Source organism: Paraburkholderia sabiae, assembly GCF_030412785.1.
GTDB classification, from domain to species: Bacteria; Pseudomonadota; Gammaproteobacteria; order Burkholderiales; family Burkholderiaceae; genus Paraburkholderia; species Paraburkholderia sabiae.
The window spans coordinates 3,267,482-3,280,429 of record NZ_CP125295.1 but is presented as its reverse complement, the minus strand read 5'-3'; the positions used below and the strand labels follow the sequence as shown (position 1 = coordinate 3,280,429).

The 12,948-nt window shown below is 59.5% G+C and carries 10 protein-coding genes; 9 read left to right on the top strand and 1 reads right to left on the bottom strand.

The features are described from left to right. The first annotated feature begins 3 nt into the window (after positions 1-3). The 7 genes from doeB (at position 4) to ppk2 (ending at position 8,616) form a co-directional block, all read left to right on the top strand. Positions 4-1,044 carry a N(2)-acetyl-L-2,4-diaminobutanoate deacetylase DoeB gene (gene doeB, locus QEN71_RS14695; protein WP_201651149.1) on the top strand — a complete coding sequence of 347 codons (1,041 nt, stop codon included), beginning with the start codon at positions 4-6 and terminating at the stop codon, positions 1,042-1,044. Between the two features lie 3 nt (positions 1,045-1,047). Then, entirely contained in the window at positions 1,048-1,518 is a 471-nt protein-coding gene (locus QEN71_RS14690; protein WP_201651253.1) for an Lrp/AsnC family transcriptional regulator, read from the top strand. Positions 1,519-2,232: 714 nt separating this feature from the next. Next, complete coding sequence (locus tag QEN71_RS14685; RefSeq protein WP_201651148.1) at positions 2,233-3,738, top strand: NAD-dependent succinate-semialdehyde dehydrogenase; 1,506 nt, start codon at positions 2,233-2,235, stop codon at positions 3,736-3,738. Positions 3,739-3,774: 36 nt separating this feature from the next. Further along, on the top strand, positions 3,775-5,172 hold the full coding sequence (locus QEN71_RS14680) for an aspartate aminotransferase family protein (protein WP_201651147.1): 1,398 nt from the start codon (positions 3,775-3,777) through the stop codon (positions 5,170-5,172). Between the two features lie 124 nt (positions 5,173-5,296). Beyond that, positions 5,297-7,054, top strand: coding sequence for a gamma-glutamyltransferase (ggt, locus tag QEN71_RS14675; protein ID WP_377791132.1), 1,758 nt, complete (start codon positions 5,297-5,299; stop codon positions 7,052-7,054). Positions 7,055-7,171: 117 nt separating this feature from the next. Beyond that, a complete protein-coding gene (locus QEN71_RS14670; RefSeq protein ID WP_201651145.1) occupies positions 7,172-7,558 on the top strand; it encodes a VOC family protein in 387 nt (128 codons plus the stop codon). 128 nt (positions 7,559-7,686) lie between these two features. Further along, positions 7,687-8,616, top strand: coding sequence for a polyphosphate kinase 2 (ppk2, locus tag QEN71_RS14665; protein WP_201651144.1), 930 nt, complete (start codon positions 7,687-7,689; stop codon positions 8,614-8,616). A gap of 119 nt (positions 8,617-8,735) precedes the next feature. On the opposite strand, the gene QEN71_RS14660 is transcribed toward ppk2, so the two are convergent. Beyond that, complete coding sequence (locus QEN71_RS14660) at positions 8,736-10,325, bottom strand: inorganic phosphate transporter (protein WP_201651143.1); 1,590 nt, start codon at positions 10,323-10,325, stop codon at positions 8,736-8,738. A gap of 243 nt (positions 10,326-10,568) precedes the next feature. Here QEN71_RS14660 and QEN71_RS14655 point away from each other — a divergent pair, with 243 nt between their 5' ends. Both QEN71_RS14655 and QEN71_RS14650 read left to right on the top strand, forming a co-directional pair. Beyond that, the gene (locus QEN71_RS14655; RefSeq protein ID WP_201651142.1) at positions 10,569-11,510 is read left to right on the top strand and encodes a LysR substrate-binding domain-containing protein; all 942 of its coding nucleotides are present in this window, start codon (positions 10,569-10,571) and stop codon (positions 11,508-11,510) included. A 341-nt stretch (positions 11,511-11,851) separates the two neighbouring features. Further along, positions 11,852-12,931 carry a diguanylate cyclase gene (locus QEN71_RS14650; RefSeq protein ID WP_223957732.1) on the top strand — a complete coding sequence of 360 codons (1,080 nt, stop codon included), beginning with the start codon at positions 11,852-11,854 and terminating at the stop codon, positions 12,929-12,931. Positions 12,932-12,948 lie beyond the last annotated feature (17 nt).

Here is a 12,948-nt window from a genome sequence, read left to right as displayed (position 1 = left end):
GCAATGCGGGCTTCACCCATTTCAGCCACGGTCGATTTCAATGCCGACGGCGAACAGCACGGCTTTTTGAAGCTGCCGTATTCGCACGACGCCTCTGCATGGGGCGCGGTGATGATCCCCATCACGGTGATCCGCAACGGTGACGGGCCGACTGCGCTATTGACGGGCGGCAATCACGGCGACGAATACGAAGGACCGATCGTACTGTCGAAACTTGCATCGACGTTGAAGACAAGCGACGTGAAGGGGCGCGTGATTATCGTGCCGTTCATGAACTATCCGGCGTTTCGCGCGGGCAGCCGCACGTCGCCGATCGATCGGGGCAATCTCAATCGCGCGTTTCCGGGCAAGCCTGACGGTACGGTCACGGAGAAGATCGCCGATTATTTTCAGCGCTATCTGTTGCCGCTCGCGGACTATGTGCTCGATCTGCACGCGGGCGGCCGCACGCTCGACTTCGTGCCGTTCGCTGCCGTTCACGTGTTGAGCGATGCAAACCAGCAGGCGCGTTGCGAAGCTGCGATGCGCGCATTCGGCGCGCCGTATTCGATGCGGATGCTCGAACTGGATAGCGTCGGCTTGTTCGACACGGCTGTCGAAGAGGCGGGCAAGGTGTTCGTATCGACGGAACTGGGCGGCGGCGGTACGGCGACTGTGGAGAGCGTCGCTGTGGCTGAACGCGGCGTGCGTGGATTTCTCGCGAATTCGGGCGTGCTGACGGTGCGTGACGACTTGAGTGCTGAGTCGCGCACGACGGTCTTGCTCGATATGCCTGACGGCAGCTGTTATACGACGAGCGAGCACGATGGTCTGCTTGAGCTATGTAAGGACCTGGGCGACAACGTCGAAGCGGGCGAGGTTATTGCGCGTGTGCATGACATGTCGCGCACGGGCATGCAGCCGATCGAGTACCGCGCGAAACGCAGTGGATTGCTCGCGGCGCGGCATTTTCCGGGGCTCGTGCATATCGGCGATACGGTGGCTGTGGTGGCCGATATCGTCGAGCGGGGCATCCCCGTTGTGGCGAGTGCGGTGAAGCACTAGATGATGAAACTCGATCGCTACGATCTCGCTATTCTTCGCATCCTCGCGCGGGACGGACGTATTACGAAGTCGCGTCTTGCCGAGGAGGTGAATCTATCTATTTCGCCTGCTTGGGAGCGTGTGCGGCGGCTGGAAGAGAGTGGCGTGATTCGTGGTTATCGGACGGATGTTGATTGGACGAAGGCTTTTTCTGGTAGCCGCATTGTGGTTGAGGTCACGCTCGCGAGGCATACCGCGCAGGATATGCGGAGGTTTGAAGAGCGCGTATCGGGTGCTTCTGAAGTGACGCAGTGTTATGCCACCGGTGGTGGGGTTGATTACGTGTTGCACGTGGTGGCGCGGGATATTGATCACTATCAGCGGTTTATTGATGGGCTGCTTACCGATGAGCTCGGGATTGAAAAGTATTTCACTTATGTGGTGACTAAAGTGGTTAAGGGTGTGCCTGAGGGTGTGCCTGAGTGGGAGGAGTGAGGTTTTTTTGTCTGCGACGCTAGTCGCCATGCTTTGGTTTTTGCTTTTTTGCTTTTGAGTGGCATCCGCGGTTTCGTATCGGTGCTTCAGGCGTTGCCCCTGTGCGGGGCGGCACCTACTTTTCTTTGCAGCGGCAAAGAAAAGTAGGCAAAAGAAAGCCGCTTCAAACCTCCGGTGCCTGCCAGGATAACGCCACGGCGCGCGTTCTTTGAGCTGTCGCGCAGCGACGCCAACACTCCGTAGAAAGCCCGCAGTCGGGCGCGCGCTGCGCGAAAGATGACATCCACCTGGGGCACATTCGGTCGGCTTGCTTTTGCGCGTTTGCCGTCGGTTTGATTGCGGCGGTATATGCTCGAGACCGTGTGGGGGGCGCCGTGCGGGGTTGACTGCGGGCTTTCTACAGAGTGCGGCCGTCGCTGCGCGATAGCTCAACCGCGGCATGCCGCAGTGCGAACCTGGCAGGCACCGGAGGTACAAAAGCGGCTTTCTTTTGCCTACTTTTCTTTGCCGCTGCAAAGAAAAGTAGGTGCCGCCCCGCACAGGGGCAACGCCTGAAGCACCAATACGAACGCGCGGATGCCAGCAAAAAAAAATAGCCAAACGAGCATAGAAAAAAACAGAAAAAACACCAACAGAGCAAACCAGAAACCAAAACAACGCGCCGCGTAGCGCACTTAAAGTATTGGAAAGGAAACTGCTTACAGGAGACGAAACATGTTGCTAGGTCATCCGGTCCTATTCAAGTCGCTGTGTTACATAAACGGCCGCTGGATCCACAGCGATACCGCCTCGACGGTAGCGGTGCAGAACCCTGCAGATCAGGAAGTCATCGGCCACGTCCCGATGCTTGAACAGCGACAGATCACAGAAGCAGTCACAGCCGCGCAAGCAGCATTCGAGTCTTGGCGCTGGGTTCCCATAGCAAAACGTGCAGCGTTACTGCTCCGCTGGCACGAACTCGTGCTGCGCCACCAGAACGATCTCGCAGGGATCCTCGCCCTCGAGCAAGGCAAGCCGCTCGCCGAAGCACAAGGCGAAATCGCCTACGGCGCCAGCTTCATCGAATGGTTTGCGCACGAAGGCAAGCGGTTGAATGGCCGCACCATTCCGACGCACATCGATGGCGCGCATCTCGGCACGATGATGGAACCCGTCGGCGTCGCCGCTTTGATCACGCCGTGGAATTTCCCTAACGCGATGATCACGCGGAAAGCAGCCGCCGCGCTGGCGGCAGGTTGCACCGTCATTGTGAAGCCCGCGCATGAAACGCCGTTCTCCGCGCTCGCACTCGCGCAACTCGCAGAAGAAGCGGGTCTCCCGCCCGGCGTGTTCAATGTCGTGCTCGGCGAGCCACAAATGACGATGGAAACGCTTGTCCGCGATCCGCGTACGCGTACCGTGAGCTTCACGGGTTCGACCCGTGTCGGTGGACTCGTCATGCAAGCCGCTGCACAAAGCGGCATCAAGAAAACAGCGCTGGAACTCGGCGGCAATGCGCCGTTCATCGTGACGGAAGATGCCGATCTCGACCAGGCAGTACGCGTCGCTGTCGCCGCGAAGTTTCAGACTTCCGGGCAGGATTGCTGCGCCGCGAATCGGATTCTCGTCGCGCGTCCCGTCTACGACACGTTCGTCGAACGCTATGCGCAAGCCGTGCGCGCGTTGAAAGTCGGCTCGGCATTCGAACCCGGCAGCGAAGTCGGTCCGCTGATGCATCAGGCCGCATTCGATTCGACGCTGCAACGCGTCGAGGATGCTCGCGCGAAAGGCGCGCGCATTCTCGTGGGTGGAACGCCGCATGCGCGCGGTGGATGGTTCTTCGAGCCGACTGTCGTCGCGGACGCAGCAAAAGGCATGCGCATCTATGACGAAGAGAACTTTGCGCCCATTTCGGCCGTGTCGCCGTTCGACACGCTGGAAGAAGCGATCTCGCGCGCCAACGACACGGAGCATGGTCTCGCCGCTTATCTCTGCGCGAAAGATCTGAACGTCGTCTTTCAGGTGATTCGCCAGCTGGAGTTCGCGATGGTCTCCGTGAACGGCGCCAAGTTCACGGGTGCGCCCATTCCATTCGGCGGCATGAAGGCGTCAGGTCTGGGCCGAGAAGGCGGACTCGAAGGCTTCGAGCCCTTCGTCGAAACGCGTTACTTCTGCCTCGGTCAGCTGGGCTTGCCCGTCGCCGATGCTGTTGCTTCTGCTCACCGGCCCATCGCCGCGTGAGCCCCTTTATTCACTATCGATCAAACGGAGTGTCCCATGACCCAGCTCGATCAACTGTTTAGCGCGGACCGCGCGCATTTCATGCACCCGTCGACGCATGCTCACGATCACGCGAGCGGCGCATTGCCCGGCCGCATCGTGACGGGCGCGAATGGCATCCGCATCGAAGATCATCAAGGCAAGTCGTTCATCGACGCATTCGCAGGCCTCTACTGCGTGAACATCGGCTACGGCCGCACGGAAGTCGCCGATGCAATCTATGAACAGGCGAAGAAGCTCGCGTATTACCACACGTACGTCGGGCATTCGACGGATACGATCATCGAATTGTCGTCGCGCATCATCGACTGGGCGCCGAAGGGCATGAAGAAGGTGTACTACGGCCTGTCCGGTTCCGATGCAAACGAAACCCAGATCAAGATCGTCTGGTACTACAACAATGTGAAGGGCCGCCCGAACAAGAAGAAGATCATTTCGCGCCAGCGCGGCTATCACGGCTCGGGCATCGTCACAGGTAGTCTGACGGGATTGCCGAGCTTCCATCAGCACTTCGATCTGCCGATCGATCGCGTCAAGCATACGGTGTGTCCGCACTGGTATCGTCAGGCGCCTGCCGGCATGAACGAAGCGCAATTCGTCGACTATTGCGTCGAAGAACTCGAGAAGCTGATTGCCAAAGAAGGCGCGGATACGATTGCTGCTTTCATCGGCGAACCGGTAATGGGCACGGGCGGCATCCTGCCGCCGCCGGCCGGTTACTGGCCCGCGATCCAGAAGGTGCTGAAGAAGCACGACATTCTGCTGATCAGCGATGAAGTCGTGTGCGGCTTTGGTCGTCTCGGCTCGAAGATGGGCGCGCAGCACTTCGGCATCGAACCGGACCTCATCACGGTCGCAAAGGGTTTGACGAGTGCCTATGCGCCGCTGTCCGCTGTGATCGTCGGCGAAAAGGTTTGGGATGTGATCGAAAAGGGTTCGCAGGAACATGGTCCGATGGGGCACGGCTGGACGTATTCCGGGCACCCCGTATGCGCTGCTGCAGCGCTCGCCAATCTCGACATCCTGGAGCGCGAGAACCTCACGCAGAATGCGGCCGATGTCGGCGGCTATCTGCTGCAGCGTTTGCATGCCGCGTTCGACTCGCATCCGCTCGTCGGCGAAGTGCGCGGCGCGGGCATGCTGGCAGCGCTCGAATTCATGGCCAACAAGGACGAGCGTCGTCCGTTCGATGCGGCGCTGAAGGTGGGCCCACGGGTGTCGGCGGCTGCATTGCAGCGCGGCTTGATTGCGCGAGCCATGCCGCACGGCGATATCCTCGGTTTTGCGCCGCCGCTTGTGACGACGCGCGACGAAGTCGATGAGATCGTCAAGCTGGCCAAGGCAGCCGTGGATGAGGTGGCCTCGCAAGTGCTCAAGGAATCCACCACTGCTTGAGCGCATTACCGCTTTAATGCAGCTTGAATAAATGAGCAATGCGGCCCTATGCAGTTTGCATGGGGCCGCTTCGCAATTGCGAGCGTTGCGTGTTATAAGCCCAAGACAAGCTGTTCGTTTGTTAATGAATGATCGTCTTGGGAGACACGTGTTGAAACTAATCGATAAAGCAAAGTTCTCTGCAACGGCACTCGCCGTTGTTGGGCTCTTCACCACTTCGGCGGGTTTTCTCGAATCCGCACCCGCTTACGCTAAAGCGCCTTCTGCACAGCAACCGGTACTCAACGCATCGGCCGTCGCTGTTGCTGACAAGTACAGCGCCGATGCCGCAGAACAGATCTTCAAGGAAGGCGGCAATGCCGTCGATGCCGCTGTCGCCATTGCGTTCACGCTGGCCGTCACCTATCCGGAAGCAGGCAATATCGGCGGCGGCGGTTTCATGACGCTGTATGTGAACGGCAAGCCGTATTTCATCGACTATCGCGAGCGCGCGCCGCAGGCGGCGACGCGCAACATGTACCTCGACGATCAGGGTAACGTGATCAAGGGTAAGAGCCTGTACGGCTATTACGCGGCAGGCGTGCCGGGCACGGTTGCGGGTATGTGGGAAGCACAGCATCGCTTCGGCAAGCTGAAATGGAAGCAGGTTCTCGCGCCCGCCATCAAGTACGCGCGCGACGGTTTCGAAGTCGATGCGCAACTCGCCAAGCGACGCGAAGATGCCGAGAAGGACTTTGCGGGCAAGACGAACTTCGACACCTATTTCGGCAATCTGAAAGAGGGCGTCAATTTCAAGCAGCCGGATCTCGCCGCTGTATTGACGCGTATCGCGAATCAGGGCGCACGCGAGTTCTATAACGGCAAGACAGCGGATCTGATTGCGTCGGCGATGAAAGGGCATGGCCTCATCACGAAGCGCGATCTGCAGGATTACAGGGCAGTGTGGCGTCAACCCGTTCAGGCCGACTGGAACGGCTATCGCGTGATCACTGCGCCGCCCCCGAGTTCGGGTGGTATCGGCCTCGTGCAGTTGCTAAAGATGAAAGCGGACCTGAAGAGCGACTTCACCAACGTCGATCTCAACTCGCCGCAGTACATTCACCTCATTTCGGAAATCGAAAAGCGCGTCTTTGCGGATCGCGCGCAATACCTCGGCGACCCGGACTTCTATAAGGTCCCCGTCGCGCAACTGACGGACGATGCCTACATCGCAAAGCGTGCTTCGGAAGTGAATCCGTCCGCACCGTCGGATACGAAGAGCGTGGTGGCAGGTCTCGGCATGTCGATGCCGGAAAAAGCGGAGACGACGCATTTTTCAGTGGTCGACAAATGGGGCAATGCCGTGTCGAACACGTACACCATCAATGGCTATTTCGGTTCGGGCGTGGTGGCGGAAGGCACGGGTATCGTGCTGAACGACGAGATGGACGACTTTGCATCGAAACCCGGCGTGCCAAACATGTTCGGTGTGGTGGGCAGCGACGCGAATTCGATCGAGCCGAAGAAGCGCCCGTTGTCGTCGATGACGCCGACCATTCTGACGAAAGACGGCAAGGTGTCGCTGGTGATCGGCACGCCGGGCGGATCGCGCATCTTCACGTCGATCTTCCAGGTGATCAACAACGTGTATGACTTCAACATGCCGTTGAAGGACGCCGTGGGCGCAATGCGTTTCCACCATCAACTGTTGCCGCCGAACACGATTTTCTGGGAGCCGTATGCGCCTATCGACGGCGAGCTTGCGAAACAGGTCGAAGCAAAGGGCTATAAGCTGAAGGCCCAGGACTTCAATGGCGACATTCAGGCGATCAAGATCGACGGCGAATCGCCGAACGCAGTATCGGATCCGCGCGGACGCGGTGTGACGCGAGTGATACCCTGAGCGGACGGCAAACCTGGGCGCCGCATTAGTTCACGCGGCGCCCGGTCGATTCGCTTTGCAGCGGGCATCGCCGATGGGCGGTGTCCGCTGTTTCACTTTCAGACGAGGGAGGAAGCGATGAGTCAGCCTCAATCAAACACCGATGCCGCCGAACCGCGATTCGAAGGACTGAGTGCCGTCACGCTTGCAACGCATGATATGGAGCGGGCCGTCGCGTTCTATCTGGCGCTGGGATTTCCGCTGTCGTACGGCGGACCGTTCGAGTCGTTCACGTCGTTCGAATTCGGCGGCACCTATCTGAATCTGATCTTGGACACGAGAGGGCCCGTGCTCTGGTGGGGACGCGTGATCGTGCACGTGTCCGACGTAGACGCCGTCTATCAGAAAGCGCTGGCAGCGGGATACAGACCAGAAGCGCCGCCCGCCGACGCGTCATGGGGCGAGCGCTACTTTCATGTCTGCGACCCTGACGGGCACGAGATCAGCATTGCAAAGAGGCTTTAAAAAGGCTTTGAAAACATGCCGTCGCGGCAGGAGAGTAATATGACTGACACCCAGAACGTCCACAATCACAAGAGCCCACGCGCAGCGTAAACCCTTTCCGTCGAACGGAAAAAACAGGAGCCACTGTGATGAAGGAATCCGAGCAGGAACTTGACGCCGCAGCATCGCTTGCCGCACGGCAGCGCCGTTTCGAAGAGGATCTCGTCGACGCATACGACGAGGAACTCGAAATGGAGGTCGACGACCGTATCCTCGACGGCTCAGAAGGCTTCTCGCCTGAAGCGCGCGAAGTGCGCAAGCACTATTTCCGCGAGCTGTTCCGTCTGCAAGGCGAACTCGTCAAGCTGCAGGACTGGATCGTCAAGACGGGGCATCGCCTCGTCGTGATCTTCGAAGGCCGCGACGCGGCCGGCAAAGGCGGTGCAATCAAGCGCATCACGCAACGTCTGAATCCCCGCGTATGCCGCGTTGCAGCGCTGCCCGCGCCGAACAACCGCGAACGCACGCAATGGTATTTCCAGCGCTATGTGAGCCATTTGCCCGCAGGCGGCGAAATGGTGCTGTTCGATCGCAGCTGGTACAACCGCGCAGGCGTCGAACGCGTGATGGGTTTCTGCACGGACGACGAATACGAAGAGTTCTTCCGCTCGGTGCCGGAGTTCGAAAAGATGCTCGTGCGCAGCGGCGTGCAGATCATCAAGTACTGGTTTTCGATCACCGACGAAGAGCAGGAAATCCGTTTCCAGGCGCGTATTCAGGATCCCCTCAAGCAATGGAAGCTGAGCCCGATGGATCTGGAAAGCCGTCGCCGCTGGGAGATGTACACGCAGGCGAAAGAGGTGATGCTTCAGCGTTCGCACATTCCCGAAGCGCCGTGGTGGGTCGTGCAGGCTGTCGACAAGAAGCGCGCGCGCCTGAACTGCATTGGCCATCTGTTGAGCCAGGTGCCGTATCACGAGATCGAGCATCCGTCGATCGTATTGCCGGAACGTGTCTTCCACGAAGAGTACATCCGTCACCCTGTGCCGGATTCGATGATCGTGCCCGACGCCTATTGAGCGCCGTTTTAACCGCTAAATGAAGGGCTGAAATGAAAAGCGCGGCAATTGCCGCGCTTTTTGTTTTACCGGCATTCGGAAACGTTCGCCCCGCATCGAGCGGAGCGAACGGCATGCCGTCAGAACATATGGCGGAACAGCCAGTAGAGACCTGCCGACAACACGATCGACACCGGCAGCGTCAGCACCCAGGCAAGCACGAGGCTGCGCACGGTGCCCCATTGCAGGCCGGAGCCGTTGGCCGCCATCGTGCCGGCGACACCCGACGACAATACGTGCGTCGTCGACACAGGCAGGCCGTACATGTCGGCCGCGCCGATCGTGACCATTGCGACGAGTTCGGCCGATGCGCCCTGGCCATACGTCAAATGCTGCTTGCCGATCTTCTCGCCGACCGTCACGACGATGCGCTTCCAGCCCACCATCGTACCGAGACCCAGTGCGATCGCGACGGCCACTTTCACCCACGTCGGAATGAACTTGGTCGCGTGATCCATCTGCTTCTTGAAGTTGTCGATCGCCTTGGCGTCGTCGGCTGCAAACGCGGGCTGCTTTGCTTTTTCCATCAGACGGATCGCTTCGGACGCAACGTACATGTTGTTGCGCACGTTATCGACCTTGTCTTGCGGCACATTCGCCATCGAACCCGATGCGCTGACCTGCTGCCCGATCTGTTCCGTCAGCTTCTGCAGAGCGGGCACCGTTGCGGGCGTCAGCTGACGCGTGCGCACGTAGTTCTCCACTTCGCTGCGCGGTGCGACGACGGGCGGCACGCCTTGCGTCGCGTACTTGCTGAGTGCAGTCGAAGCCTGTTGCGAGATGGCGAGGAAGGTTTGCGTTTCGCTGGCCGTGACGGCCTTGTTCAATGCGTACGCCGTCGGCACCGTGCCGATCAGGATCAGCATGATGAGACCCATGCCTTTCTGGCCATCATTCGAGCCGTGTGCGAACGACACGCCCGTGCACGTCAGGATCAGCAGTGCGCGAATCCAGAACGGCGGCGGTTCTTTGCCTTTCGGCTCTGCATACAGCGCGGGCACGCGTACGAGTGCCTTGAGCACCAGCAGCAGAAGCGCGGCGAGCAGAAAGCCGACCAGCGGCGAGAACAGCAGCGACTTGCCGACGCCCGCAGCCTGGCTCCAGTCGACACCGCTCGTGCCGTCGGCGCCGTGCAGCATCTGGTTCATCAGGCCGACGCCGATGATCGAGCCGATCAGCGTGTGCGAACTCGACGACGGCAGGCCGAACCACCATGTGCCGAGATTCCAGATGATCGCGGCGATCAGCAGCGCGAAAACCATCGCAAAGCCGGCGCTGCTGCCGACCTGAAGAATCAGTTCGACAGGCAGCAACTGCAGAATGCCGAATGCGACTGCGCCGCTCGACGTGAGCACGCCAAGGAAATTCCACGTGCCGGACCATACGACGGCAACGTTGGGCGCGAGCGAATGGGTATAGATAACAGTTGCCACAGCATTGGCGGTGTCGTGAAAGCCGTTGACAAATTCGAAGCCAAGCGCGATCAAAAGAGCAATGCCTAGCAGCAGGTAAGGCACGATCGAGCCCATGCGTACGGGCTCGAGGTCGCCGATCAATTGAAACGCGCAATAGATTGCGCCGGCGACGATCGCAATCAGGAAGACGGCAAGTCCCAAGTTGCGATTTTTGGCACTACCTGTGCCTGTTTGCGGGTATGAGAGTTCCGGCATGGCCTGGGCCTCGGGTTGGTCGGGGGGATTTCCGATGCTGCAAGCCCAGTATGTCGGTACGATGACAAACGCATGACGGATATGCCCCTTAACATTTGTGCTTCGCATCAATGCGTTCTTGCGGTGCTGTCTTCGCCTCGCAATCGGCACGTTGCGTGGACCAGAATGCTCGCGCGCGGACGCTAAAATGCTCGCTTGGCGTTCGTGCGCCCATCGAGAAACGAGACCAGCTTGAAAAGAAAAATGCCAGCGCTGAATGCGCTCAAAGCCTTCGAGGTTGCCGGACGCACCGGCAGCTTCACGCGTGCGGCGGAATTGCTCAACGTCACGCAAAGCGCGGTGAGCCGTCAGGTGCGGCAACTCGAGGAACAGCTAGGCGAATCGCTGCTGCAGCGCAGGCATCATCATCTGGATCTCACGGCTTCCGGCCGCGTGCTGTTGCAGGCTTTGCAGCATTCGTTCGACAAGATCGAATGGACCGTGCGTTCCATTCAGGAAAAGACGCACCTTAACCGCTTGCGGGTCAATGCGCCGCCCACGTTTGCGAGCCGCTGGTTTCTGCCGCGGCTGGGACGCCTGCATACGGAACGTCCCGAACTCGAACTGAGCCTGTCGACGCGTCTCGAAGACAATCTCGCCGAATCCAGCGTGCTCGATTGCGCAATCCGCTTTGGCAATGGCGAATGGGAAGGACTCGATAACCTTCTGCTGATGAACGAGCGACACATTGCCGTGTGTTCGCCTGCGTTGCTGGCGCGACAGGCAGGAAATGATGTCATCGATCTCAATCAATTCACGCTGCTGCATGTTTTAGCCGGCGACAACCAGCGTTATCTGACCTGGCAGCATTGGCTAAAGGCGGCGGGCATCGAAGGCGTGGATACGTCGGGCGGTTTCGAATTCGATCTGCTCGATCACGCGATTCGCGCGGCGGTCGACGGCCTGGGCATTACGATCGCCGATCGTCATATGATTGCGCACGAACTCGCGAGTGGACAACTCGTGCAGGTGCTGAACGTGCATGTCGACGGACATCAGTCTTACTGGCTCGTCACGCGTCCCGAGCAAGGCGACCTGCCGCACGTGGCCGTCTTTCGCGACTGGCTGCAACAGGAAGTGTGGCTGACGCAGCGTGGCTTCGAAATGTCGGCGGCTTCATCCGTGCCTTTGATCAGCGGGCATTGAGCACGAATGGCGCAATGATTTGCTTGCGCCGCTTTTGACTCACTTCAAATGATTCGTTTGCCTCATATCCATCAGGCAACGCGTTGGCAGTGGCACGCAAACGTTAAACGTCCATCGCGGCTTGTGTGAAAACAACGAAAAACGACAGAAGCGTTTCCACTGCGTAAATGGACTAATTGCCCCCTGCATATGCTGGTATCATTTTTATACCAATCGACAACGTTGCGCCTGCATCGAAAGCTGCAACGCTTGTTTCAAGGCTTGGCGAATATGGAGATTTCGGCGCGCGTCTTAGGTTCAGGCACGTGCCATCACTCTCGCAGTCACTTGCTCAGGGATCGATGAAGTTGGCAACGAAAAGCAGGGCCGGGCAAGGGAAAAGCTTCGTCGAGCGCATCTACCGCTTGCGCATTGCGGGTCTCGGACTCGGATTTTTCTGTGTCGCGTCCGTCTTTGCGCTCCAGCAGCGCGGCTACGTGCTGTGGTCACTGCTCGTTTTTCATGGATTCGTCTGGCCGCATGTCGCGCGGCGCGCAGCGCTTGCCTGTGAAGTGCCGTTTCGAGGCGAACGTCTGAACCTGATGGTCGATGCGATGTTCGGCGGCTTCTGGGTGGTAGCCATGCGGTTCAATGTGCTGCCCAGCGTGCTGATTCTCGCCATGCTCAGCATGAACAACATCGGCGCAGGCGGCTTGCAGACCTTTGCGCGCGGGCTGATTGCGCATGTGCTTGGCGTGCTGGTCGGACTCGTCACCGTCGGCTTCGTGTTTTCGCCGATGTCGCAAATGCCGACCATCCTCGCGTGCCTGCCATTCCTCATCATTTATCCGCTTGCGCTTGGCTTGACGAGTTATCGGCTGTCGCTGAAGCTCGCGCAGCGCACGCGCGAACTCGAGCATCTGAGCCGTACCGACGGCTTGACGCGTCTGTGGAATCGCCGTCACTGGGAAGGGCTGCTCGCCGAAGAATTCGAGCGTTGCCGTGCTAACCGCTATGCGTCCTGCCTGATGCTGATCGACCTCGATCACTTCAAGCGGATCAACGACACGATGGGCCATCCTGCCGGCGATGCGGTGCTGCAATCGTTCGCCGATCTGCTGCGCAGCCATTTCCGTGCGGGCGACGGCATCGGGCGCTATGGCGGCGAGGAGTTCGGCGTCGTCTTGCCGGGCGCGACGCTGCGCGAGGCGCACACCGTCGCGAAGGTGCTGGTGCAGCGCGTGAGGGAAAAGACCAAAGAGGCGTCGAAGGAATGCCCGTGCACGATCAGCGTCGGCATTGCCCAGCTGACCGACAATCTGCCCGACTATCACACGTGGTTGCAGGAAGTCGACCGCAGTCTGTACCAGGCGAAGGCGACGGGACGCGATCGGATCGTCGTCGGTGGCCTCGCGCCCGTTCAGGAGGCGGTGCGCGGTTGAGCGCCTGCCAGAGAGTG

What these genes read in the sequence shown, in the direction of transcription:
- QEN71_RS14655 (WP_201651142.1), top strand. Translation starts at nt 10,569, where the DNA reads ATGCCAGCGCTGAATGCGCTCAAAGCCTTCGAGGTTGCCGGACGCACC.
- QEN71_RS14680 (WP_201651147.1), top strand. Translation starts at nt 3,775, where the DNA reads ATGACCCAGCTCGATCAACTGTTTAGCGCGGACCGCGCGCATTTCATG.
- ggt (WP_377791132.1), top strand. Translation starts at nt 5,297, where the DNA reads ATGAATGATCGTCTTGGGAGACACGTGTTGAAACTAATCGATAAAGCA.
- QEN71_RS14660 (WP_201651143.1), bottom strand. Translation starts at nt 10,325, where the DNA reads ATGCCGGAACTCTCATACCCGCAAACAGGCACAGGTAGTGCCAAAAAT.
- QEN71_RS14650 (WP_223957732.1), top strand. Translation starts at nt 11,852, where the DNA reads ATGAAGTTGGCAACGAAAAGCAGGGCCGGGCAAGGGAAAAGCTTCGTC.
- QEN71_RS14670 (WP_201651145.1), top strand. Translation starts at nt 7,172, where the DNA reads ATGAGTCAGCCTCAATCAAACACCGATGCCGCCGAACCGCGATTCGAA.
- QEN71_RS14690 (WP_201651253.1), top strand. Translation starts at nt 1,048, where the DNA reads ATGAAACTCGATCGCTACGATCTCGCTATTCTTCGCATCCTCGCGCGG.
- QEN71_RS14685 (WP_201651148.1), top strand. Translation starts at nt 2,233, where the DNA reads ATGTTGCTAGGTCATCCGGTCCTATTCAAGTCGCTGTGTTACATAAAC.
- ppk2 (WP_201651144.1), top strand. Translation starts at nt 7,687, where the DNA reads ATGAAGGAATCCGAGCAGGAACTTGACGCCGCAGCATCGCTTGCCGCA.
- doeB (WP_201651149.1), top strand. Translation starts at nt 4, where the DNA reads ATGCGGGCTTCACCCATTTCAGCCACGGTCGATTTCAATGCCGACGGC.